The organism is Streptomyces sp. NPDC006997 (assembly GCF_040635175.1).
Taxonomy (GTDB): domain Bacteria; phylum Actinomycetota; class Actinomycetes; order Streptomycetales; family Streptomycetaceae; genus Streptomyces.
Genome location: NZ_JBEYHH010000024.1, coordinates 79,503 through 101,894, shown reverse-complemented (window position 1 = coordinate 101,894; position 22,392 = coordinate 79,503). Strand labels below are relative to the sequence as shown.

14 protein-coding genes are annotated in these 22,392 nt (G+C 73.4%); 8 read left to right on the top strand and 6 right to left on the bottom strand.

Going from position 1 to position 22,392, the window contains the following annotated elements; genetic code table 11:
• Positions 1-6: 6 nt before the first annotated feature.
• Positions 7-444, bottom strand: a complete 438-nt coding sequence (locus ABZ659_RS23885) for a roadblock/LC7 domain-containing protein (RefSeq protein WP_360223616.1) — start codon at positions 442-444, stop codon at positions 7-9.
• Entirely contained in the window at positions 441-3,374 is a 2,934-nt protein-coding gene (locus tag ABZ659_RS23880; RefSeq protein ID WP_360223614.1) for a nitrate- and nitrite sensing domain-containing protein, read from the bottom strand. Before ABZ659_RS23880 ends, ABZ659_RS23885 begins: the two co-directional genes overlap by 4 nt.
• Positions 3,375-3,793: 419 nt before the next feature.
• On the opposite strand from ABZ659_RS23880, the gene ABZ659_RS23875 reads away from it, so the two are divergent.
• From ABZ659_RS23875 to ABZ659_RS23850, 6 genes are all read left to right on the top strand, one after another.
• Positions 3,794-4,300: a hypothetical protein gene (locus ABZ659_RS23875; RefSeq protein WP_360223650.1), complete on the top strand. Its 507-nt coding sequence runs from the start codon at positions 3,794-3,796 to the stop codon at positions 4,298-4,300.
• Between the two features lie 263 nt (positions 4,301-4,563).
• Positions 4,564-6,267 (top strand): GMC oxidoreductase, encoded by a 1,704-nt coding sequence (locus tag ABZ659_RS23870; protein ID WP_360223612.1) that lies wholly within the window; start codon positions 4,564-4,566, stop codon positions 6,265-6,267.
• Positions 6,267-7,361: a glycine betaine/L-proline ABC transporter ATP-binding protein gene (locus ABZ659_RS23865; protein ID WP_360223610.1), complete on the top strand. Its 1,095-nt coding sequence runs from the start codon at positions 6,267-6,269 to the stop codon at positions 7,359-7,361. Before ABZ659_RS23870 ends, ABZ659_RS23865 begins: the two co-directional genes overlap by 1 nt.
• Positions 7,362-7,363: 2 nt before the next feature.
• On the top strand, positions 7,364-9,400 hold the full coding sequence (locus tag ABZ659_RS23860; RefSeq protein WP_360223608.1) for an ABC transporter permease subunit: 2,037 nt from the start codon (positions 7,364-7,366) through the stop codon (positions 9,398-9,400).
• Between the two features lie 55 nt (positions 9,401-9,455).
• Positions 9,456-10,406 carry an ABC transporter substrate-binding protein gene (locus tag ABZ659_RS23855; protein ID WP_360223649.1) on the top strand — a complete coding sequence of 317 codons (951 nt, stop codon included), beginning with the start codon at positions 9,456-9,458 and terminating at the stop codon, positions 10,404-10,406.
• A 43-nt stretch (positions 10,407-10,449) separates the two neighbouring features.
• The gene (locus ABZ659_RS23850) at positions 10,450-11,910 is read left to right on the top strand and encodes an aldehyde dehydrogenase family protein (protein ID WP_360223606.1); all 1,461 of its coding nucleotides are present in this window, start codon (positions 10,450-10,452) and stop codon (positions 11,908-11,910) included.
• A gap of 2 nt (positions 11,911-11,912) precedes the next feature.
• On the opposite strand, the gene ABZ659_RS23845 is transcribed toward ABZ659_RS23850, so the two are convergent.
• From ABZ659_RS23845 to ABZ659_RS23830, 4 genes are all read right to left on the bottom strand, one after another.
• Positions 11,913-16,568 (bottom strand): hypothetical protein, encoded by a 4,656-nt coding sequence (locus ABZ659_RS23845; RefSeq protein WP_360223604.1) that lies wholly within the window; start codon positions 16,566-16,568, stop codon positions 11,913-11,915.
• A gap of 47 nt (positions 16,569-16,615) precedes the next feature.
• The gene (locus ABZ659_RS23840; RefSeq protein WP_360223647.1) at positions 16,616-17,494 is read right to left on the bottom strand and encodes a hypothetical protein; all 879 of its coding nucleotides are present in this window, start codon (positions 17,492-17,494) and stop codon (positions 16,616-16,618) included.
• Between the two features lie 196 nt (positions 17,495-17,690).
• Entirely contained in the window at positions 17,691-19,217 is a 1,527-nt protein-coding gene (locus ABZ659_RS23835) for a hypothetical protein (protein WP_360223602.1), read from the bottom strand.
• Positions 19,218-19,317: 100 nt separating this feature from the next.
• Positions 19,318-20,025, bottom strand: coding sequence for a GntR family transcriptional regulator (locus ABZ659_RS23830; protein ID WP_360223601.1), 708 nt, complete (start codon positions 20,023-20,025; stop codon positions 19,318-19,320).
• Between the two features lie 140 nt (positions 20,026-20,165).
• Here ABZ659_RS23830 and ABZ659_RS23825 point away from each other — a divergent pair, with 140 nt between their 5' ends.
• Positions 20,166-21,479 (top strand): MFS transporter, encoded by a 1,314-nt coding sequence (locus ABZ659_RS23825; RefSeq protein WP_360223599.1) that lies wholly within the window; start codon positions 20,166-20,168, stop codon positions 21,477-21,479.
• 74 nt (positions 21,480-21,553) lie between these two features.
• Positions 21,554-22,378 carry a putative hydro-lyase gene (locus ABZ659_RS23820; RefSeq protein WP_360223645.1) on the top strand — a complete coding sequence of 275 codons (825 nt, stop codon included), beginning with the start codon at positions 21,554-21,556 and terminating at the stop codon, positions 22,376-22,378.
• The last annotated feature ends 14 nt before the right edge of the window (positions 22,379-22,392 follow it).

Genomic DNA, 22,392 nt, shown 5'->3' with positions numbered 1-22,392 from the left:
ATCCCACTACCCGCCCGCGGGCAGATCGGTGCGCGGTGCGGCGTTGAGATGCGCGCCGACCCGCTTCACCAGGAGCGTCATCTCGTAGGCGATCTGGCCGACGTCGGAGTCGGCGTCGGAGAGGACGGCGAGACAGCTGCCGTCGCCCGCGGCCGTGACGAAGAGGAAGGCGTCCTCGAGTTCGACGACCGTCTGGCGGACCCCACCGGCGTCGAAGTGCCGGCCGACGCCCTTGGCCAGGCTGTGGAAGCCGGAGGCGACGGCGGCCAGGTGCTCGCCGTCCTCCCGGGTCAGGTCCTTGGAGACCCCGGTCGCCAGGCCGTCGCCGGAGAGCACGACGGCCTGGCGGATACTCGCGACGCGGTCCACCAGGTCGTCGAGGAGCCAGTTCAGCTCGCCGGTCCGGTTGGTCTCGGTGTCGCCGGTCGCCTTCGGTGCGGTCATCGACCGTCCCCCTTTGTCGTTCGTTGTGGTGCGGTGCCGCTGTCGGTCTCGTCCTCCGCGGCGTTCTCCCGGCGGCCGCGCTGCCAGCCGCGCTGGAGCGAGGCCATGCGGCTGCGTACCTCTTCGGCGTCCCGGTCCTCGGGTGCCGCCCGGTTCTCGGTGCGCGGCCGGTCCTGCTTCAGCTGGGGCGCCAGGTTGGCCTGCCGTACCCGGCGGGGCAGCGGTCCCGCGCCGTCCCCTGGTCCCGCGGCCGTGGGACGCCGGTCAGGGGTCTCCGAGCCGCGGGCCGGGAGTGCGGCGTCGCGGGGGCGTGCGGGGGCGGCCGGGGGTTCCCCGGGGGCACCGGGGCCGTGGCCCGCGGACGCGGTGGGTCCGGGCAGGTCGGGGTCGGCAGGTGCGGGGTCGGCCGGTCGTGGGCGCGGGTCTGGGCGGTCGGCCGGGTCGGTGCCGCGTCGGCCCATGGGGGACGCTCCGCGGCGGCGTGTGGGCAACGGGGCGGGCCCATCGGGTTCCGGGCGGCCCGGGCCGGTGACCTGCGGAGCCTCCGGGTCGCCGTCCCTGCGCCTGCCGCGTGCCTCGGACACGGGGCGGCCGTGGGAGCTGACCAGCTTGGGCGTCCCGCGGCGGGGCAGCGGGACGGGCGCGGCGAGGCGGTCGTCGTCGCGTTCGTCCGGCTCCCCGGCGTCCGGGTCGGTCCCCCCGGTGCCGTGGGGCGGATGGCGCTCGCCCCGGCGCCCGGCGAGGGCGGCGTCCGGCTGGGCGGTGGCGCGGCGGGGGCGGAACAGTCCGCCGCGTTCCGCGTCCTCGCCGACGAGACCGTCCAGACCGTCCAGACCGTCGAGCGTGTCCGGGAAGTCGTTGAGGGCGTGCAGTTCGACCGGCGCCTCCAGCTCGATCGGCCCGTCCAGCAGCGAGGGGGGCAGGCCCGGGAGCCGTACCGGCACCGGGGAGAGGGAGGCCCGGTGACTCTCCTCCAGCTCGGCCTCCCGGGACGGCCGCGGCCGGTCGAGACGGAACCCGATGCCGTTGGTGTCCGGCACGTCGTCGGTGAGCAGCGTGTCCGGGACGAAGACGACGGCGGTGGTGCCGCCGTACGGGGAGGGCTGCAGCGAGACCCGGACGTTCTGCCGCTGGGCGAGGCGGCTGACGACGAACAGGCCGAGCCGGTCGGTGTCGGAGAGTTCGAACTCCGGCGTCTCGGCGAGCCGGAGGTTGGCGTCCAGCAGCGCGTCGGCGGTCATACCGAGGCCCCGGTCGTGGATCTCCAGGGTGAAGCCGTTGGCGACCCGCTCGCCCAGCACCTGGACCGCGGTGTGCGGCGGCGAGAACACCGTGGCGTTCTCCAGCAGTTCCGCCACCAGGTGGGTGAGGTCCGCGACGGCCGGACCGGTGACCGCGGTGCGGGGCAGTCGGCGGACCTCGACGCGTTCGTAGTCCTCGACCTCGGCGACGGCGGCGCGGACGATGTCCATGAGCTGGATGGGTTTGCGCCACTGCCGGGACGGGGCGGCGCCGGAGAGGATCACCAGGCCCTCGGCGTGCCGCCGCATCCGGGTGGTGAGGTGGTCGAGGCGGAACAGGTCGGCGAGTTCCTCGGGGTCCTCGGTCCGGCGTTCCATGGTGTCGAGGAGGGTGAGCTGCTTGTGCAGGAGGACCTGGTTGCGGCGGGCGAGGTTGACGAAGACCTCGGAGACGCCGGAGCGCAGTTCGGCCTGTTTGACGGCGGCCTCGACGGCGGCGCGCTGGAGGGTGTTGAGGGCTTGGCCGACCTCGCCGATCTCGTTGCGGTCGTACTCCAGGCGTGGCACCTCGGTCTCCACGTCGACCTGTTCGCCCGCGGAGAGGCGCCGCATCACGCTGGGCAGCCGGACCCCGGACGCCTCGTGGGCCTCCAGCCGCAGCTGCCTCAGGTCGCGGATGAGTCCGCGGCCGATCCGTACGGAGACGAGCACCGCCACGAGCAGCGCGACCAGTCCCAGGGCGCCTGCGACGACGGCCTGGACGATGACGCCGGTGGCGATGGGGCTGACCCGGTCCTGATAGCGGTCGCCCGCCTCGTCGTCGAGGGTGCTCAGTCCGTCGAGGACGTTGCCCGCGGCGGTGTCCCAGCTCTTGGCGGTGACGCTGCTCAGCTCGCCCGGCCCAGCGGCGACGGCGGACTCCTCGGCCACCCTCAGCGGGGCGGACTCGGCGTTCTCCCAGAAGCGTTCGTAGCGCTCGCGGTCGGAGGCCGGCAGCAGTGGCAGGTTGGTGTCGTAGAGCAGGGTGCGCTGGGCGGCGAGGTCGGACACCGCGCGGACCTCGGCGCGGGAGAGCCGGCCGACGATCAGGGCGGAGCCGAGGAGGGCGTCCTCACGGGAGAGGAGGTCGCGGGCGCGGGCGAGGTTGACGAGGGCGCGGTACTGCTTGTCCAGCTCCACGTCGTCGATGGCGTGCAGGTTGGCGAGCAGGATGTAACAGGGGTCGACCAGCAGGTTGTACTGCTCGAACGCCTGGGAGCGGTTGATCGTGCCGTCCTCGACGCTGCGGCGCAGGGAGTCGATGCCGTCGAAGGCGTCCAGGACGGCGGTCAGCCGTTCGGCGCTGCCGGAGTCGAGGGCGTCGCGGACGTCCGGGTCGGCGGCGTGCCGCCGGATCGCGGCGACGGCGCGGTCGGTGGCGGCACGGCTGCGCTTGAGCGCGGCGAGGCCGTCGGAGGCGCGGGGGTCGGCCAGCTGGGCGAGGGTCAGGCGGCGTTCCTGCTGGAGGACGCGGACGGTGTCCTCGGTCGGATAGCCGACTTCCTCAATGAGGGAGGACACGGTGAACAGCCGACCCGCCTCGCGTCCCGTCAGCACCGTGGCGAAGGCCCAGATCGCGGTCAGGGACACCAACGGCACGAGAAGCAGCGCCACGATCTTCCGGCGGATGGACTTCCCGCGAAAGCGCATGGACTCCCCCAGCTCGACCCCCCACCGGCAGGGGGTACGCATGTGCGTCAACAAACGGCGCGAGCCTACTACCGACGCAGAGGTAACTCGAAGACGCTTCCGGAGCCCGAACTTCCGCTCGGGAGCCGCGAGATGGGCAGTTGTCCGGGCATTGCGGGAGATTGCCTCCTGCGAAGCGGCCCTGGTCGACCCGCCGAACACGGTTGCCCCACAGGGGTATTTGGCCGGAATTTATCGGTGTCCGGGAATCTTTGCGGCACGTCGTTCGTCCTTCTCTACAGAGACATGGGGGCGGAATCGGTCACAGGAGCCGCGTCCCGCATCCGGGCGGCGTAAAACAGCGCAAGCCGGGCAGCCAAGGGGAATCGGGTCTTCGGACTCCGGCAAGCGGTCTGCTGGCGGTGGGGAGTGACACGGTGATGGGCACGGCGGAGCGGTACGAGGCACCTGAGCACGGCGCGGCGGGCAGGCCGACGCGACAGGGCTCCAAGGCGCCGGATCGCGCTATACCGGCGGCACGCGAGCAGCAGTCGTACTACCGGCCGTTGTGGATCGAGGAGCCCGCGCGGCGTCGCAGGCTGCCCGACCCGGTGCGCACGGCGGCCGTGCGGGCGGTGCTGATCGTGGCGGTGACGCTGGTGCAGGCGATCGTGGCGTTCCTGTGCACCCTGGCCGGGTCGTGGCTGGCGTTCCCGATGGTGCTCAGCAGCGTGGCGAGCACGGTGGTGGCGACCTGGGGCGTGCTGGACGTGTGGGTGACCCGTCAGGTGTGGAACCAGCGCAACGGCGTGGTGTCGATGCCGAGCAGTACCGCACGGGCCCTGCGACGCGAGCGGCGCCGGGCGCGCCGGCAGGCGAAGGCCGCCGGGCACTCCCCGGACCGGATACGCCGACGGGGCGGCACCGGGCAGTTGTCCCACCCCTGATACCAGGGCTCACCCAAGCGACGTCCCGTTCGCGCCAGTCATCCCTTCTCCGCCCTGAGCCCTTCACCGAGTCGGCGCTGCCGCCATCTCGCGCTCCGTCATACCCATTTGATGTGACCCGCATCACATCCGGGTAGGTTCTCGATTGGGTTCACGACAACCGGGCAGGCGCCCCGACCCATGTCCATGTCTAGTCAACAAACTGACAGGTCATGGGTGGGCCGGGCAGGTGTCCGGCACGCGTGACAAGGAGCGAAGGCGGCATGTCCGAGCGGGACGAACAGGACGAACAGGGTGAGCGGAAGACGTACGACTACGTGGTGGTCGGCGGCGGCACGGCGGGGTCCGTCGTCGCTGCGCGGCTCACCGAGGACCCACGGGTGAGTGTGGCCGTCATCGAGGGCGGCCCGTCCGACGTGGACCGGCCCGAGGTGCTGACCCTGCGCCGCTGGCTGGGCCTGCTCGGTGGTGAACTCGACTACGACTACCCGACCACCGAACAACCGCGCGGCAACAGCCACATCCGGCACAGCCGCGCCCGGGTCCTAGGCGGCTGTTCCTCGCACAACACCCTCATCAGTTTCAAGCCGCTGCCCTCCGACTGGGCGGAGTGGGTGGAGGCGGGCGCCGAGGGCTGGGACGCGGCGGCGATGGACCCGTACTACGACCGGCTGCTGAACCACATCGTCCCGGTGGACGAGAAGGACCGCAACGCCATCGCCCGCGACTTCGTCGACGCCGCGCAGCGGGTCACGGGGGTGCCGCGGGTGGAGGGCTTCAACAGGAAGCCGTTCACCGAGGGCGTCGGCTTCTTCGACCTCGCCTACCACCCGGAGGACAACAAGCGGTCGTCGGCGTCGGTGGCGTACCTCCACCCGGTGATGGGCGACCGGCCCAACCTGACGCTTCTGCTGGAGACCTGGGCGTACCGTCTGGAGCTGGACGGGGACCGCGTGACAGGCGTCCGGGTGCGCGCCGCCGACGGCGCGGAGCGGACCGTCACCGCCGCCCGTGAGGTCATCGTCTGCGCGGGTGCCGTGGACACCCCGCGTCTGCTGCTGCTCTCCGGCATCGGCCCCCAGGACGACCTGACCGCGCTCGGCATCCCCACCACGCACGACCTGCCGGGCGTCGGCGAGAACCTGCTCGACCACCCCGAGTCGGTCATCGTCTGGGAGACGCACGGACCGATACCGGAGAACTCCGCGATGGACTCCGACGCCGGTCTGTTCGTCCGCCGGGACCCCGAATCGCCCGGCCCGGACCTGATGTTCCACTTCTACCAGATACCGTTCACCGACAACCCGGAGCGGATCGGCTACGAGAAGCCGCCGTACGGGGTGTCGATGACCCCGAACATCCCCAAGCCCCGCAGCCGCGGCCGTCTCTATCTGACCAGCGCCGACCCGGACGTGAAACCAGCGCTGGACTTCCGGTACTTCACCGACGAGGACGACCACGACGGCCGTACCCTCGTCGACGGCATCCGCCTGGCCCGTGAGATAGCGCGGGCGGAGCCGCTGGCAGGCTGGCTCAAGCGCGAGGTCTGCCCCGGCCCGGACGTCACCGGCGACGCGGAACTCAGCGAGTACGCCCGCAAGGTCGCGCACACCGTCTACCACCCGGCGGGCACCTGCCGAATCGGCCCCGCCGACGACCCGGCCGCCGTGGTCGGCCCCGACCTGCGGGTGCACGGGCTGCGCGGGGTGCGGATCGCCGACGCCTCCGTCTTCCCCACCATCCCCGCCGTGAACCCGATGATCGGGGTCCTCATGGTCGGCGAGAAGTGCGCTGACCTGCTCACTCACGCAGACGGCGACGCCAGCGCCCACCCGCACGCCCATGGAGACGGCGACGCCAGCACCCACCCGCACGCCCACACCCCCGCCGCCCCGCGTCCCCGCACCGCGCCACGCACCCCAGCCGACCTGCCCCCTCGGCCGACGAACCCGGGAGTCGATGCCTGATGTCCACCACCCTGTCCAAGCAACCGGCACCGGAGACCGCGCCCGGCGACACGCCGCCGGTGTTCTCCGTGCGCAACCTGTGGAAGGTCTTCGGCCCCAAGGCGGAGCGGATCCCCGGCAACGCCGAACTGGCCGCGCTCTCCGCCGAGGAGCTGCGCCGTGGGACGGGCTGCACGGTCGCCGTCCGCGATGTCTCCTTCGACGTGCGCAAGGGCGAGGTCTTCGTCGTCATGGGCCTCTCCGGCTCCGGCAAGTCCACCCTGGTGCGCTGTCTGACCCGGCTGATCGAACCCACCTCCGGGGCGCTGGACATCGACGGCGAGGACGTCCTGGCGATGGACAAGGCGCGCCTGCGCGAACTGCGCCGCCACCGCGCCTCGATGGTGTTCCAGCACTTCGGGCTGCTGCCGCACCGCTCGGTCCTCGACAACGTGGCGTACGGCCTGGAGATCCAGGGCGTCGGCAGGCTGGAGCGCCGGGCGCAGGCCATGAAGGTCATCGCCAAGGTCGGTCTGGACGGCATGGAGCACCGCAGGCCGAACCAGCTGTCCGGTGGTCAGCAGCAGCGTGTCGGGCTCGCCCGGGCCCTGGCGGTCGATCCCGAAGTGCTGCTGTTCGACGAACCGTTCAGCGCGCTCGACCCGCTGATCCGGCGCGACATGCAGGAGGAGGTCATCCGGCTGCACCGCGAGGAGGGCCGGACGATGGTCTTCATCACCCACGACCTCAACGAGGCGCTGAAGCTGGGCGACCGGATCGCGCTGATGCGCGACGGCGCCATCGTGCAGCTGGGCACACCCGAGGAGATCGTCGCGCAGCCCGCCGACGACTACGTGCGCGACTTCGTCCGCGATGTGCCGCGCGAACAGGTCATCACCGTGCGGACCGCCATGCGCGCCGGGGGCTGCGACGGCCCGGAGCACCCCGGCGCCCTCGCCCCGGACACGGTCGTCACCACCGCCATCGAGGCCGTCGCCCGCACCGGCGGCGCGGTCTGCGTGGTGGAGGACGGCGACTGCGTGGGCGTCGTCGACCACGAGAACCTGCTCGCCGTGGTGGCGGGCACGGACGCGCGGCAGGCGGCGGTGAGCTGACGATGAGCACCCTCACCCCCGAGAAGCAGGCGCCGGGTAAGACCGGTTCCCCACCGGGCGGCGCCGAGCACGTCGCCCTGCGCGCGTTCCTGACGCGCCGTCTGTCGGTCGCCCGGCCGTCCACCCGGCGGCTCGCCGCGCTGCTCGCCGCAGCGGTGGTGCTGGTGCCGTTCGCGGCGGTGCTCTGGGGCAGCGGAACCTGGCCCTCCGACCTCACCGTGGACGTACGCGGCCCGCTCGACGACGCCTACGACTGGGTCCTCGACAACCGGGACACCAGCCCCGTCTTCCTCTACTTCCTGCTGCATCTGAGCAACTGGGCCGAGGATTCGGTGGACTGGGTCACCGACTTCCTGCTGAACCTCGGCTGGTTCGCGGTGACCGCCGCCGCCGTGCTGCTGGCCTGGCGGATCGGCGGCCTCGGGCGGCGCGGCGCGAGGACGGCCGCCACGGCGCTCGGCACCTTCGTGGTGTGCGGACTGCTGGGCATGTGGGAAGCCACCATGGAGACGCTCGCGCTCATGGCGGTCGCCGTGCTCGTCTCCGCACTCGCCGGTGGTCTGCTCGGCCTCGGCGCCGGGCTGTCGGACCGCTTCGAGCGGGTGCTGCGCCCGGTACTCGACACCATGCAGATCATGCCCGCCTTCGCCTACCTGCTGCCGCTGGTGCTGGTCTTCGACATCGGGGTGCCCTCCGCGCTGATCGCCACCGTCATCTACGCGGCCCCGCCGATGGCGCGGCTCACCTCGCTCGGGCTGCGCGGCGCCGACCCGGCCGTGATGGAGGCGTCCGCGGCGCTGGGCGCGACCCCGGTGCAGCGGCTGCTGACCGCGCGGCTGCCACTGGCCCGCAAGGAGATCCTGCTCGGCCTCAACCAGACGATCATGATGGCGCTCTCCATGGTCACCATCGCCTCCGTGATCGGCGCGGGCGGCCTCGGTGAGGAGGTCTTCCGGGCGCTGTCCACGGTCGACGTCGGCCAGGCGCTGGCCGCGGGCATCCCGATCGTGCTGCTCGCCATCTGGCTGGACCGCACCACGGCCGCCGCGGGCGACCGGCTCGGCGGCGGCCAGCCCACCGGCGTCGCCTGGCTGCACGGCTGGCGGGCCTGGACGGTGGTGGCGGGCGCGTTCGCCGCGCTGCTCGCGGTCGGCAAGGCCGCCACGCCCGGCGAGTGGTCCGACGACTGGACCGTGGACATCGCGGCGCCCGTCAACGACGCCGTCGCCTGGTTCACCAGGAACCTCGCCGAGGGCGTGCCCGTACTCGGCGGCACCCGCACCTGGGCGGACGGCTTCACCACCGGCGTCCTCAACCCGCTGCGGGACGGCCTGACGGCCACCCCGTGGTGGCTGCTGGTGCTGCTCGCCGCGGGCTGCGCGCTGCTGGCGGGCGGCTGGGGCGCGATGTGCACGGCGGCCCTGGCGATGGCGGCGGTCGGCGTCATCGACGTATGGGACCACTCCCTGGACACGCTGTCGCAGGCCATCGCCGGTGTCGTGCTCACCCTGCTGGCCGGGTTCGTGATCGGGGTGGCCGCCGCCCGGATGCCGCTGCTGGAGCGCCTGTTGCGGCCGGTGCTCGACACCATGCAGACGCTCCCGCAGTTCGTCTACCTGATCCCGGTGGTCGCCCTGTTCAACGTGGGCCGGGCCGCCGCCGTCGCCGCGGCCGTGCTGTACGCGCTGCCCGCCGTCGTCCGCATCACCGTGCAGGGGCTGCGCTCCGTCGACGCCGCGGCGCTGGAAGCGGCCCGCTCGATGGGCGCCGGGACCTGGCAGCAGATCCGCCAGGTCCAGCTGCCGCTCGCCAGGCCCGCGCTGATGCTGGCGCTCAACCAGGGCGTCGTGCTGGTCCTCGCCATGGTCATCGTCGGCGGCTTCGTCGGCTCCGGCGCGCTCGGCTACGACGTCGTCTACGGCCTCCAGAAGAGCGAACTCGGCGTCGGCCTGACCGCGGGCGTCGCCATCGTCCTGCTCGGTCTCGTACTGGACCGGGCCACCCAGCGCCGTACCGACGACCGGCAGCCCTCCCGCTGAACCCGGTCGTCCCCCCAGATTTGTCCCACTGAAACGAGAGACACCGCATCCCATGATGAACAGAACCCGTACCCGCCGCGCCGCGTCCGCCGTCACCGCCGCCCTCGCCCTCACCGCGCTGAGCGCCTGCGGCGCCGCGGACACGTCCTCTTCCGGGGACTCCGACGAGGTCACCATCGCCGTCCCGTCCTGGGTGGGCGCCGAGGCCAACGCCGCGGTCGCCAAGTACGTGCTGGAGGACGAGCTGGACGTCAAGGTCAAGCTGACGCAGCTCGACGAGTCGGTGGCGATCGACGGCCTGAACAGCGGCAAGGTCGACGCCGTCCTGGAGGACTGGGGCGGCGCGCCGAAGAAGATCGAGCAGTACGTCGAGAAGAAGAAGACCGTCGTCGCGGGCGGCGACCTCGGCGTCACCGGGCACATCGGCTGGTTCATACCGAAGTACCTGGCCGACGAGCACCCGGACATCACCGAGTGGAAGAACCTCAACAAGTACAAGGACCTGTTCAAGACCGCGGAGAGCGGCGACAAGGGCCAGCTCCTCGAGGGCTCGCCGTCGTACACGACCAACGACGACGCGATCATCAAGAACCTGAAGCTGGACTTCAAGACGGTCTACGCGGGCTCCGAGGCCGCGCAGATCACCCAGATGAAGGAGAACTACGCCGCCAAGAAGCCGTTCATCGGCTACTGGTGGACGCCGCAGTGGCTCAACGCCCAGATGGAACTGGTCGAGGTGAAGCTGCCCGAGTACGAGGAGGGCTGCGACGCCGACCCGGAGAAGGTCAGCTGCGGGTACGCCAACACGCCGCTGCAGAAGTACTTCAACGCCGACTTCGCCGAGGACGGCGGGGACGCGGTGACGTTCCTGAAGAACTTCAAGTGGACCGCGGACCAGCAGAACGAGGTCGCCGCGCTGATCGCGGGCGAGAAGATGAGCGCCGACGCGGCGGCGGAGAAGTGGGTCAAGGCCAACCCCGACGTGGTCAAGACCTGGCTGCCGTAGCGGGCGCCCGCTCCTCGGACCGAGTACCTGAGAAAGGCACGTGATGCCGGACCTGTTCATCGGCGGCGACTGGGCCGCCCCGCGGGAGAAGCGGACCCGGGAGATCCGGTGTCCCGCCGACGGCTCCCTGGTGGCGGTGGTCGACGAGGCGGGCGGCGCGGACACCGCCGACGCGATCGCCGCCGCCCGGCGCGCCTTCGACGAGGGGCCGTGGCCGGGCACGCCCGCCGCCGACCGCGGTGACCTGCTGCTGCGGGTGGCCGGGCTGCTGGAGCGCGACAAGGCGGCGCTGGCCCGCGCCGAGTCCCTCGACACCGGCAAGCGCCTGGTGGAGAGCGAGTACGACGTCGACGACGTCGCCGCCTGCTTCCGCTACTTCGGACGGCTGGTCGCCACCCAGACCGGCCGGGTCGTCGAAACCGGCACCCCGGGCACCGACAGCCGCGTGGTCCACGAGCCGGTCGGGGTGTGCGCGCTGATCACACCCTGGAACTACCCCCTGCTCCAGACCGCCTGGAAGGTCGCCCCCGCGCTCGCCGCGGGCAACACCTTCGTGCTGAAGCCGAGCGAGCTCACCCCGCACACCGCGATCCACCTGATGCGGCTGCTGGTGGAGGCGGGGCTGCCCGCGGGCGTGGGCAACCTGGTCCTCGGCGCCGGACCGGAGGTGGGCGCTCCGCTGGGTGAGCACCCCGACGTGGACCTGGTGTCGTTCACCGGGGGTCTGGAGACCGGCCGTCGGCTGATGGCCGCCGCGGCCGGGACGGTGAAGAAGGTCGCCCTGGAACTCGGTGGCAAGAACCCGAACATCGTCTTCGCCGACGCCGACTTCGAGACGGCCGTCGACATGGCGCTGACCGCGGTGTTCCTGCACTCCGGGCAGGTGTGTTCGGCCGGGGCGCGGCTGCTGGTGGAGGAGTCGCTGCACGAGCGGTTCGTCGACGAGGTGGTGCGGCGGGCGCGGACGATCCGGCTCGGCGGACCGTTCGACGAGCGGGCGCGGACCGGGCCGCTGATCTCCGCCGCGCACCTGGCCAAGGTCGAGGCGTACGTCGCGCGGGGCGTCGCGGAGGGTGCGGTGCTGCGCTGCGGGGGCGCGCGTCCGGAAGGGCTCGACGAGGGGTTCTACTACCTGCCGACGGTGCTCGACGGCTGTGACGCCTCGATGTCCGTGGTGCGGGAGGAGTCCTTCGGGCCGGTCCTCACCGTGGAGCGGTTCCGCGACGAGGACGAGGCCGTACGGCTCGCCAACGGCACCGTCTACGGGCTCGCGGGCGCGGTCTGGACCCGCGACGAGGCGAAGGCGGCGCGGATGGCGGCCCGGCTGCGGCTGGGCACCGTATGGATCAACGACTACCACCCCTACGTCCCGCAGGCGGAGTGGGGTGGTTTCAAGCAGTCCGGGACGGGGCGGGAGCTGGGCCCGGCCGGGCTCGCGGAGTACCAGGAGACCAAGCACGTCTGGCGCAACACCAGCCCCGCGCCGCAGGGCTGGTTCGACTGACGTCAGCTCCCCTGGGGAGCGGGTCTCCTGAACATCCGGGTGGCGGTGATCTCGCTGTGCACCGCCTCCCCCTCCCCGGCCGGGGCGGGCTGCGGCAGCCCCGGCCGCAGGTGCTCCTCGACGCTGATGTACTTCAGCCCCGCCCGTAGGTCGGCGTCGTTGCGCAACCGGATGACCAGCGGGAACTCCGCGAGGGCCGTGGTGTCGAACAGGCCGGTGGTGTAGAGGAGCTGGACGCCGAGCGCGTCGGACACCGCCCGCTGGAGTTCCAGCAGGTAGGTGGCGTTGGCGCGGCCGATGGGGTTGTCCAGGAACAGGGTGCCCGCGTGGCGGTGCTTGTCGCGGCCCCGGTCGTTGCTGCGGAGCGCGGCCATCGTGCAGTACAGGGCGATGGCCGCGGTCAGCAGCTGGCCACCGGAGAACACGTCGCCCATCTGCCCGACGGGCACCCGCTCGGCGCGCAGCACGGCGTCGGGCTTGAGGATCTCCACGGCGACGCCCCTGGGCTGGAGGGCGGCGGCGACACCGCGCAGCAGCAGGGACATGCCGTCGCGGCGCAGGTCGGAGTTCTTCTTCACCGCGGCGCGGGTGGCGTCGTCGATGACCTCGCCGAGGCGTTCGGTGAGGGTGGCCTGGTCGGGTTCCTCGAAGCGGATGCGCAGGAACTCCTGCCCGGACCACTCCCCCAGCCCTTCCGGCAGCCGGGACAGCCGCTGCGCGGAGCGGAGCGTGGCGAGCGCGGACTCCACGAGGCCGCGCAGCCGGTCCACAATCGAGTCGCGGTTGCGCTCCAGCTGTGCCAGCTCGTCGGTGAGGACGCGCAGTCGGGGCGCGAAGGCGTCGGCCCACTTCTGGGCGTGCTCGGGCAGCGCGGCGGCGGGCAGTTCGCGGATCTGCTGCCGGGCCGGGGTGCGGACCTGTTCGTAGCGGGTGGAGTTGGCGTGCCGGACGAGGATGTCGCTGGCCTCCCGGACGGCGGCCTCGGCGGCGGACAGGTCGGCGGCGCAGCCGCGCAGGGAGCGGCGGGTCTCGGCGGCGGCCCCCCGGGCGTCCTCCAGGGTGCCCGGGTAGGGCTCGGGCTGGTCCTGGTCGTCGTCGGGGGTGTGCTCGCGCAGCAGGTCGCGCAGGAGGGCGGCGATCTCGTCGAAGCCACCGGCGGCGTCCTCGGCGGCGCGGTGCGCGGCGAGCAGGTCCGCGTGGGCGTCCCGGGCCTGCGACAACGCCTCGCTGCGGGCGGCGAGTTCGGCGGTGGCCGTGCGCAGCAGGGCCTGGGCGTGCTCGGCGTCGCGCGGGAGCAGTTCCTCGGGGAGGTCGGTGTGCGCGTCGCCCTCCTCCGGCGCGTGCCGCTCGGCCTCGCCGCGCAGCCGTCCGAGCTGCTCGGACGCCGTGGACATCCGGGTCTCCAGCAGCTGCACCAGTTCCTCGGCGCGGGCGGCGGCGGCCTGCCGGGACGGCCCGTCGGAGCCGTCGGGGGAGGTCAGGAGCTGTTCCGCGCGGGTGCGCACCTTGTTGCTGAGCCGGTCGAGGTCCGCGCGGGCGGCGCTCTCGTCGCTCTCCGCGCGCGCCTGCTCGGCCCGCAGGTCGGCGCCGACGCCGACCTTCTCGTACACCTGCGACGCCGCGCGGTACGCCTCCCGGAGGGCGGGCAGCGACGCCTTCGGCCCGTCCGCGCCGTCCTCGGGTACGTCGTCGGGGGCGCCCGCGATCTCGGCGCGCTCGGCGCGCAGGGCCCGTGCGGTGCGCCGGGTGTCGTCGGCGGCGCGCTGGGCGGCGCGGCGGTCCTCGTCGGCGGCGCGGGCGCGGTCCAGGCAGGTCTGGGCGCGGTCCTCGGACTCGGCGGCCTCGTCGGCGAGTTCCCGCAGGCGGGCCTGCCATCCGGCGCGTTCCCGCAGCCGGAAGGCGAGCCCGGCGAGCGCGTCGGCGGCGCGCCGCGCCTTCTGGGCGGCCTCCTGCCGTTCGTCGCGGACGTGGGACGCCTCGGTGGCGGCCTCCTCCGCCTCCGCGCGCACGGTGCGGGCCTCGGCGAGTTCGGCCTCGGACTCCTCCGCGAAGGCGCGGGCCTCACGGGCGGCCGCAGCGAGTTCGACGAGGTGCCCGGCCGGACAGCCGGTGCGCCAGGAGGCGAGCCGCGCGGACAGCTCGCGGTCCTTGCCGAGGCGGGCCGCGAGCGCCCGGATCTCCTCGTCGCGCGCGGTGGCGCGGGCGCGCAGCGTCTGCCGCTCCGCGTCGGCGGCGTGCTCGTCGTGCATGGCCGGGTTGGGCGGTACGAGGAAGACGTCACCGCCGTCCTGGCCGGGCGCCGGGGTGGGGGCGAGGAGGGCGGCGGCCGTACCGACGGCCACGGCGGACCGGGGCAGCAGCGCGGCCTCGCCGAGCGCCTCGCGGGCGCGGGCGTGGGAGGCGGGGTCGGTGATGATCACGCCGTCGACGAGTTCCGGGCGGGCGGCGAGCACACGCGCGTGGTCGGCGGGGTCGACGGCCTGGGCGAGGTAGCGCCAGCCGGGGAGGGCGGGGATGCCGTGCTCGCCGAGGTACTCGACGGTGGCGAGGACGTCGGGGCCGGGCGGGAGCAGTCCGCCGTCGCCGAGCGCGCCGAGGATGCGGGAGTCGTCGGCGGCGGCGGTGCGCAGCTCGAACAGCTGGCGTTCGGCGGAGGAGACGGCGTCGTCGAGGAGGCCGCGCAACTCGTCGGCGAAGCGGTCGAGTTCCTCGGGGGTGAGGGGGGTGCTCGTGAGGGTGGGGTCGGTCGCGGTGGCGCTCTCGCGGGGGCTGTCGGCTTCGGTGCGCGGCCCGGGTACCCCGGCGTGCGCGGTGCCCGGCAGGCCGAGCAGTTCCGTGAGGCGGGTCTCGGCGGCGAGCGCCTCGGCGGTGCGGCGTTCGCCGTCGTAGGCGCGCTCGGCGGCGAGGGCCGCGTCCGCCGCGCGGGCGGCGGTCAGTTCGGCGCGGGTCTCGGCGGAGGCGGCCTCGCGGGCGTGTTCGGTGGCGCGGCGGGCGGCCTCGCGGGCGGTGTCCCAGGCGGCGACGGCGGTCTTCTCGGCGTCGCTGGCGGCGAGCGCGGCGCGGGCCGGGTCGGCGTCGGGCGCGCTGTCGTCGAGCCAGCCCGCGCGGACGGCCTCGGCGGTCTCCTGCTCGACCTCCGTGAGCCGCTGCCGCAGGTGCCCGGCCTCGCTGCGGGCGCGCTGGGCCTCGGTGGCGGCGGCGGTGGCGTCGCGGTGGGCGGTGTCGCTGACCTCCTGGAGCGCCGCGGACCGCTCCTCCTCCTCGTTGGCGAGGGTCTCGGCGCTCTCCGCGGCGCCGTGCAGGGCGCGTACGAGGTCGACGGCGGCCCTGGTGCGGGCGGCGAGCGCGGGGGCGGCGTCCCGCTCCGCCTCCTGGATGGCGGCGGACACGCGCGCGACGCGGTCGGCTGCGGCACGGTGCCGCAGGACGGCCTCGGCGGCCTGCCAGGCGGCGTGCAGGGTGCGGGCGTCGGCGAGTTCGCGCTTCTGCGCCGCGGCGGCCTTCTCGGTGGCGGCGAGGGCCAGCGAGGCGTGCCGGTAGGCGAGTTCGGCGGTGATCAGCGCGCTGCGCTCCCGCGCGGACTCGGCGTGGGTGACGGCGTAGGCGGCGGCCGTGACCCGCTGGGCGAGGTCGGTGGCGCGGGCGCGCTCCTGGCTGCCGCGCACCGAGAGCCGCCGGGACAGCGTGCGGGTGCGGCGCTCGGCTCCGGTGTGGATGTCACGCGCGCGTGCGCGGGCCTCGGCGGCCTCCACGATCCGCCCGAGCAGGTCCACGGACCCGGCGGTGAAGTCGCGTTCGGCGATCAGTTCGGCGCGGCGGCCCAACTTGTTGCCGAAGCCGCTGACCAGGTCGGCGAGCCCGTCGGTGTCGCGGGTGTCGGTGACGGCGCGCAGCAGCAGGTCCGTGAAGTCGGCGTCCTTCTTCACCGCGAAGAGTCCGGCCGCCTCACCCTCGTCGGCGTTCATCTCCCGCTGGTAGCGGAAGAGTTCGGGGTCGAGGCCGAGGTCGCCGAGGTGCTCGATCCAGCGGTCGTGGATCTCCTCCCAGTGCACCTCCAGGTGCGGGTAGGTCTTGCCGGACTCGGTGAGGGCGTCCCGGAAGCCCTTCATGGTGCGGCGGCGGCCCCGGGCGCCGGACTGGCCCTCGACGGGCGGGCGTACGGCGGTGGACTCGGCGACGGGCAGGTTGTCCAGGCTCAGCCCCGGTCCGGGCCGGAAGGAGTACCACGCCTCGGCGAACTTGCGCGGGTCGTTGGAGACCTGGCGGCCCCGCCACTCACTGACCTTGCCGACGACGACGCACTCGCCGGTCAGCACGTGCTGCCACTCCAGCGCCACGTGCCCGCAGTCGTCGGCGAGCAGGAACTTGCGCAGCACGCCGGAGCTGGCGCCGCCGAGGGTGTTGCGGTGGCCGGGCAGCATCACGGAGAAGATCAGCTTGAGCAGGACGGACTTGCCGCCGCCGTTCTCCAGGAAGAGCACGCCCGCGGGCGCCGGGCGGCGCGGCGGGCCGACCGGCTCGTCCTCGAAGAACTCCGCCTGGGTGGGGGCGGGGTCGGGGACGGGCTCACCGACCCCGCGCAGGTCAAGCACGGTGTCGGCGTACCGCGCACCGGCGGGTCCGATGGAGTAGAGGCGGACCCGGGACAGCTCGTACATGGCGGACTCTCGTCAGTCTTCTGCGTGGGGGGGTCAGGGCGGGGCGGTCAGGGCTGGGGGGAGGCGTGGAACGGCAGTCCGGCGTCGGCGACCAGGTCCAGGTCGTCGGTGTCGTCGGCGGGCAGCAGGGTCGGGGTGCCGTCGGTCACCGGGACCACGCCCAGCTCGAGCAGTTCGGCCAGGGCGGCGGCGCCCGCCATGTCGCGGACCTGGAGCTGGTAGCGGGCCGTCGTGCGGTAGGTGCCGCCGTGGTCGTCGCCGGTGCGCTGCAGGAAGCCGGAGTCGGTGAGGAAGGCGGTGGCCTTGGCGACGATGCCGGTGGTGGAGCCCGCGAGACGGCGCGCGTCCTTGGTGGCGCCGGTGGCGCTGCGTCTGACCCAGATCCGCCAGGCGGCCTCCAGACCGGGCGCCCCGGTCTCCGGGTCGGTGTTCTCGCCCTGTTCCTCGGCCCGCTCCTCCAGTCGGCGGCAGACCTGCCGGACGAAGGTGTCGACGCCGTTGACGGTGACCCGGCCGATGTAGCCGTCGTCGGCGAGGTCCTCGGGGCGGGGGAAGGCCATCGCGGCGACGGCGAGGTGGGCGAGGCCGTGCAGGAACCGGTCGGCGGAGTCGGCGGAGGTGCGACGCGCGTAGTCGCCCAAGCGGACGGCGAACACCGAGTCCTCGGCGGCCGTCACGGCCATGCCCGCGCGCGGGGACACCTCCAGGACGACCAGGCCGAGCCCGGTGGCCACGGCGTCCGCGAGCCGCGCGAACGGCGGGTCCTCGCGGTAGCGGCGCAGCAGGTCCGTGTACTCCTGGTCGCGGGCGGGCTGGAGTTTGGGCTGGAGGCCGAAGGCGACGAGCCGCGCCGCGTCGGCGGCGTCGGCGGGCGTGACGGCACCCGCCCCCGGGGCGGCGGCGGTCCCGGACGCGGCACCGCTCACCGACGCGGCGGTCTCCTGCTCGCTGCGGTCGTCGTGCTCGGTCACGGTCGGGACTCCTTGCTGCGCTGGCGCTGGTGCGCGGGGTGCCGCGGTCGCTGGTGCGAGGGGTGCTGCTGGCGCTGGTGCGGGAGGTGCTGCTGACGCTGGTACGCGGCGTGCCGCCGACGTCGGTACGGCGTTGTGCTGGCGTCCGTGTTCACGCGGCCTCCGTCCGGTCGGCCGCCATCCCGGCGGCGTCCAGCAGGGCGGTGCCCACGATGAGGTCGGCGCCGCCGAACTCCGGGTCGTCCAGTTCGGTGCCGTCGTCCACGGCGAACAGCAGCTTCCGCTCGCCCTGGCGGTAGGCGGTGCCGACCGGCGGGCTGGCCGCGTGCACGGCGAGCAGGGCCACCAGATAGGGCAGCTCGGGGTCCCGACGGCGGGCCTCGGCCAGCAGGCCGGACAAGCGGCGCGGGGCGTCGGCGGGCAGGTCGAGCAGGTCCGTCGCCGCGGCGAGCTGCTCCTCGCTGAAGCGGCTGTCGTCGGGGGTGGCGATCAGGTCGGGCTCCGGCATCTCCGCGCCCAGGTGCTCCCGCTCCACCGGGGGCGTCAGCAGGATGTCGACGAGGTCGCCGACCCGGACGGACACCGGCGTGCGCAGCCCCGTGCCGCTGGCGAAGAAGGCGTCGGTGACGCGGATCGCCCGCTCCAGCGGGAGCGGCAGGACGGGGGCGAGCAGCTGGCCGTACAGGTCGGTGCCGGAGGTGGCCGCCGGGGTGGCGAACGCCTGCCGGTCCTGCTCGGCGCGGAACAGCGGACCGGCCTCCAGCAGCCGGGACTGGAGCTGGGTGTGCCTGCGGATGCAGTCCTTGACGATGTCGACCAGCTCGGCCGCGCGACGCTTGTGCTCCGGTTCCTCGGACTCGTCGCGGGCGCGGCGGATGTTGGTGAGGATCGCGTTCTCGTGGCGGTAGCGGTCGGCCACGTGGTCCAGGGCCTCGGCGATCATGTCGGGGACGGCGCTGAGCCAGTCCACCGCGCGGACGTTGCGCCGGGTGGCGTCCAGGGCGCGGCGCAGGGTCTCCGAGTACTGCACGGTGCGGTACCGGGCCTGCTCGGCGGCGAGCTGGGCGTCGGCGAGGCGCCCCCGGTTGATCAGCACCTCCAGCTTGACCTCGGCGGCGATCTGGGCGCTGGTGACGTCGGTGTCGAGGGCGCCGACGAGGACGTTGACCGCCTCGTCCGTCGTGCGCAGGTACACGCTGCCGCCGGGGCCCGGGACCTCCTCGACCAGCTTGAAGTCGTAGTCCCGGCGGACGTAGGAGCCGTCCGGGGCGAAGGTGCCGTACACCGCGCGGAAGCCGCGGTCGACGCTGCCGACGTTGATCAGGTTCTCCAGCACCCAGCGGGCCACCCGCTCGTGCTCGGCGACGGGGCGGTGCGGGGCCTGCGCGGCGATGCGCGGGATGAGCCGGGCGACGACCTGGTCGTGGTCGGCGCCGGTGTCGAAGTCCATGTTCAGGGTGACGAGGTCGATCGCGGCGAGGGCGACCTCCGCCATGCCGTACACCGAGTACTCGCCCGCCAGGTTGGCCTTGCGGGCGTCGAGGTCGTGCAGCGGCGCGGTGCAGGCGAGCGCGCGCAGCCGCCGCGCCAGTCCTTCGTCGGCGGCCGGGCCCGGCGCGGGCCGCGGCCCCGCGCTGAGCTGGGGCGGAACGCTGTCCGTCGATGCAGGCGAAGTCACGGTGCACAGACTAGGTCCTCGGTCTGACAACGGCCCAAACGGCCGCAGAAGCGACCACCGTCACAGGGCGGCTTGGCCGCCTGGCGAGCACGGGCCCGGCTCAGTCGTCCGCGTCCATCCGGCGCCGGTACGCCTCCCCGACGCGCCGGAGCGAGTCGTCCAGGTAGACGACCAGCTGGCGCTCGGCCTCGGCCTTGTCGCCCGCCTGGAGCGCCTGGAGGATCTGCCGGTTCCGGACGAGGTAGGGCTCGTGCAGCCGCCCAGGGTCCTCCACGACGTGGAACGCGAGCCGGAGTTCGGCGAAGACGCTGCGCATCAGCTCGTCGGTGCGGGCGCTGCCCGCGAGGGCGACGAGTTCCCGGTGGAAGTGGATGTTGGCGGTGCCCAGCTCGCCCCACTCTTTCCGGACAGCCGCGAGCTGGCCCTGGTGCACGGCCGTTGTGAGTCCGTCGAGCGTGTACGGCGGCTCGCCGAGCCCGCGGACGACGGCGCACTCGACGAGGCGGCGGGTGCGGTAGATGTCCTCGACGTCCTCGACGGTCAGCACCCGCACGAAGACGCCGCGGTTCAGCTCGTGGACGAGCAGCCGCTCGTGGGTGAGCAGCCGGAACGCCTCGCGGAGCGTGTTGCGGGAGACGCCGAGCGCCCCGCCGATGGCGTCCTCCGACAGCCGGGTCCCGGGCGGGAAGAACCCCTCGGCGATGCGGGTCCGCAGGATGTCCGACACCCGCTCGGCGGTGCTGGTGCGCCCGAGGAGGGCACGGTCGTCCGCCAGTCCCGTGAGCTGTTCTGCCCTGCCCTCTGCCATGCCCGGAATTCAACCGCAGACACAAGAACGAAACAACATGGGTATTGAGGGATCGTTGAACAATCCTCTACGTTGCTACGAACCAACCGCACGGCACGGCTCAGTCCCAGCACCCTCCTTCCTCACCCAGCGAGGTGCCCATGAGCACGACCCCACCGCCGCAGGCCCTGCCCACCGAGCCCCGACCAGATGGGCGCGAACAGATCGACGCAGACGGCCCGTTGGGCTGGCTGCGCGCCCTCGGACCGCGCGGCCGACGCGCCTTCGCGGGCGCCTTCGGTGGATATGCACTGGACTCGTACGACTACTTCACGCTGCCGCTGAGCATGGTCGCGCTGGCCGCCTACTTCGACCTGGACAGCGGGCAGACCGGCCTGTTCACCACCGTCACCCTGGTCGTCTCGGCCGTGGGCGGCGCGCTCGCGGGCGTGGTCGCCGACCGGGTAGGCCGGGTCAGGGCGCTGATGATCACGGTGATCACGTACGCCGTCTTCACCGTGGCCTGCGGCTTCGCGCCCAACTACGAGACGCTGCTGGTCTTCCGGGCGCTCCAGGGCCTCGGCTTCGGCGGCGAGTGGGCGGTCGGCGCGATCCTGGTCGCCGAGTACGCGAGCGCCAGGCACCGCGGGCGGACCCTCGGCGCCGTCCAGAGTTCCTGGGCGGTGGGCTGGGCGGCGGCCGTGATCGTCTACACGCTGGTGTTCTCCTTCGTCGGCGACGACCTGGCCTGGCGGGTGATGTTCTGGACCGGCGCGCTGCCCGCGCTGCTGGTGGTGTGGATGCGGCGCCGGGTGCACGACGCCCCGCGCGCCACCGCCGTACGCGTCAGAAGCGTCCGCGACGGCGGGGCCAGGGCGTCCTTCACGGCCGTCTTCAAGCCCGGTCTGCTGCGCACCACGGTCTTCGCGGTCCTGCTCTCCACCGGTGTCCAGGGCGGCTACTACACGCTGGCGACCTGGGTGCCGACGTATCTGAAGACCGAGCGGGACCTGTCGGTCGTCGGTACCGGCGGCTATCTGACGTTCCTGATCTCGGGCGCCTTCGCCGGCTACCTGACGGGCGGTTACCTCACCGACCGGCTGGGCCGCCGCCGCAACATCTGGCTCTTCGCCCTGCTGTCGGGGCTGTGCGTCCTGGCGTACGCGAACATCCCGAGCGGCGCCAACACCCTGCTGCTGGTGCTGGGTTTCCCGCTGGGCTTCTGCATGTCGGCCATCTTCAGCGGGTTCGGGTCGTTCCTGAGCGAGCTGTACCCGACGGCGGTGCGCGGTACCGGGCAGGGCTTCACCTACAACACCGGCCGGGCGATCGGCGCCGTCTTCCCCACCACGGTCGGCTTCCTGGCCGACAGCTGGGGCGTGGGCGGCGCGCTGGTGTTCGGCGCGGTCGGGTACGGTCTCGCCGCGCTGGCGCTGCTCGGCCTGCCGGAGACCCGCGGGAAGGAACTGGAGTGAACCGCACCGAGAACCGCACCGTGACCCCGCCCACCGGGGAACGCCCCGCACTCCAGGCCACCGAGGAGTACCGCGTGACCCCGGCCGCCCAGGACCGCCCCGTCACCCTGACCGACGAGCACGCGCGCGCGTGGCGCCCGAGGAAGGCCCGCGCCCGCTTCCGCGCCGGACTGACCGGAGCCACCGCCGGGGTCGCCGCCGGGCACACCCAGGTCAACCTGGTCTCGGTGCCCGCCGACTGGGCGTACGACATGCTGCTGTTCTGCCAGCGCAACCCCAAGCCGTGCCCGGTGCTCGACGTGACCGACGCGGGCTCCTGGACGACCGTCCTCGCGGACGGCGCCGACCTGCGGACCGATCTGCCGCGCTACCGGGTGTGGCGGGACGGGGAGTTGGTCGACGAACCCACGGACGTGCTCGGACACTGGCGGGACGACCTGGTGACGTTCCTGCTCGGGTGCAGCTTCACCTTCGAGTGGGCGCTCGCCGCCGCGGACGTGCCGATCCGCCACGTCGAACAGGGCCGCAACGTCCCGATGTACGTGACGGGCCGTCAGTGCCGTCCCGCGGGGCGGCTGCGCGGCCCGCTGGTGGTGTCGATGCGCCCGGTGCCGCCGGGGCGGCTGGCGGCGGCGATCCGGGAGAGCAGCCTGCTCCCGGCGGTGCACGGCGGCCCGGTGCACTGCGGCGACCCCGCGACGCTCGGGATCGACGACCTCGCCCGCCCCGACTACGGCGACCCGGTGGCCGCCGAACAGGACGACATCCCGGTGTTCTGGGCCTGCGGCGTGACCCCGCAGGCGGCGCTCGCGGCGTCCCGGCCGCCGTTCGCCCTCACCCACGCGCCGGGGCAGATGTTCGTCACCGACGCGCGCGACGACCAGTACCGCGTGGTCTGACCGGACCGCGCGAG

Coding starts and splice junctions, on each gene's coding strand:
- ABZ659_RS23885 (WP_360223616.1), bottom strand. CDS start 444: ATGACCGCACCGAAGGCGACCGGCGACACCGAGACCAACCGGACCGGC.
- ABZ659_RS23830 (WP_360223601.1), bottom strand. CDS start 20,025: ATGGCAGAGGGCAGGGCAGAACAGCTCACGGGACTGGCGGACGACCGT.
- ABZ659_RS23860 (WP_360223608.1), top strand. CDS start 7,364: ATGAGCACCCTCACCCCCGAGAAGCAGGCGCCGGGTAAGACCGGTTCC.
- ABZ659_RS23825 (WP_360223599.1), top strand. CDS start 20,166: ATGAGCACGACCCCACCGCCGCAGGCCCTGCCCACCGAGCCCCGACCA.
- ABZ659_RS23850 (WP_360223606.1), top strand. CDS start 10,450: ATGCCGGACCTGTTCATCGGCGGCGACTGGGCCGCCCCGCGGGAGAAG.
- ABZ659_RS23855 (WP_360223649.1), top strand. CDS start 9,456: ATGAACAGAACCCGTACCCGCCGCGCCGCGTCCGCCGTCACCGCCGCC.
- ABZ659_RS23865 (WP_360223610.1), top strand. CDS start 6,267: ATGTCCACCACCCTGTCCAAGCAACCGGCACCGGAGACCGCGCCCGGC.
- ABZ659_RS23875 (WP_360223650.1), top strand. CDS start 3,794: ATGGGCACGGCGGAGCGGTACGAGGCACCTGAGCACGGCGCGGCGGGC.
- ABZ659_RS23870 (WP_360223612.1), top strand. CDS start 4,564: ATGTCCGAGCGGGACGAACAGGACGAACAGGGTGAGCGGAAGACGTAC.
- ABZ659_RS23845 (WP_360223604.1), bottom strand. CDS start 16,568: ATGTACGAGCTGTCCCGGGTCCGCCTCTACTCCATCGGACCCGCCGGT.
- ABZ659_RS23880 (WP_360223614.1), bottom strand. CDS start 3,374: ATGCGCTTTCGCGGGAAGTCCATCCGCCGGAAGATCGTGGCGCTGCTT.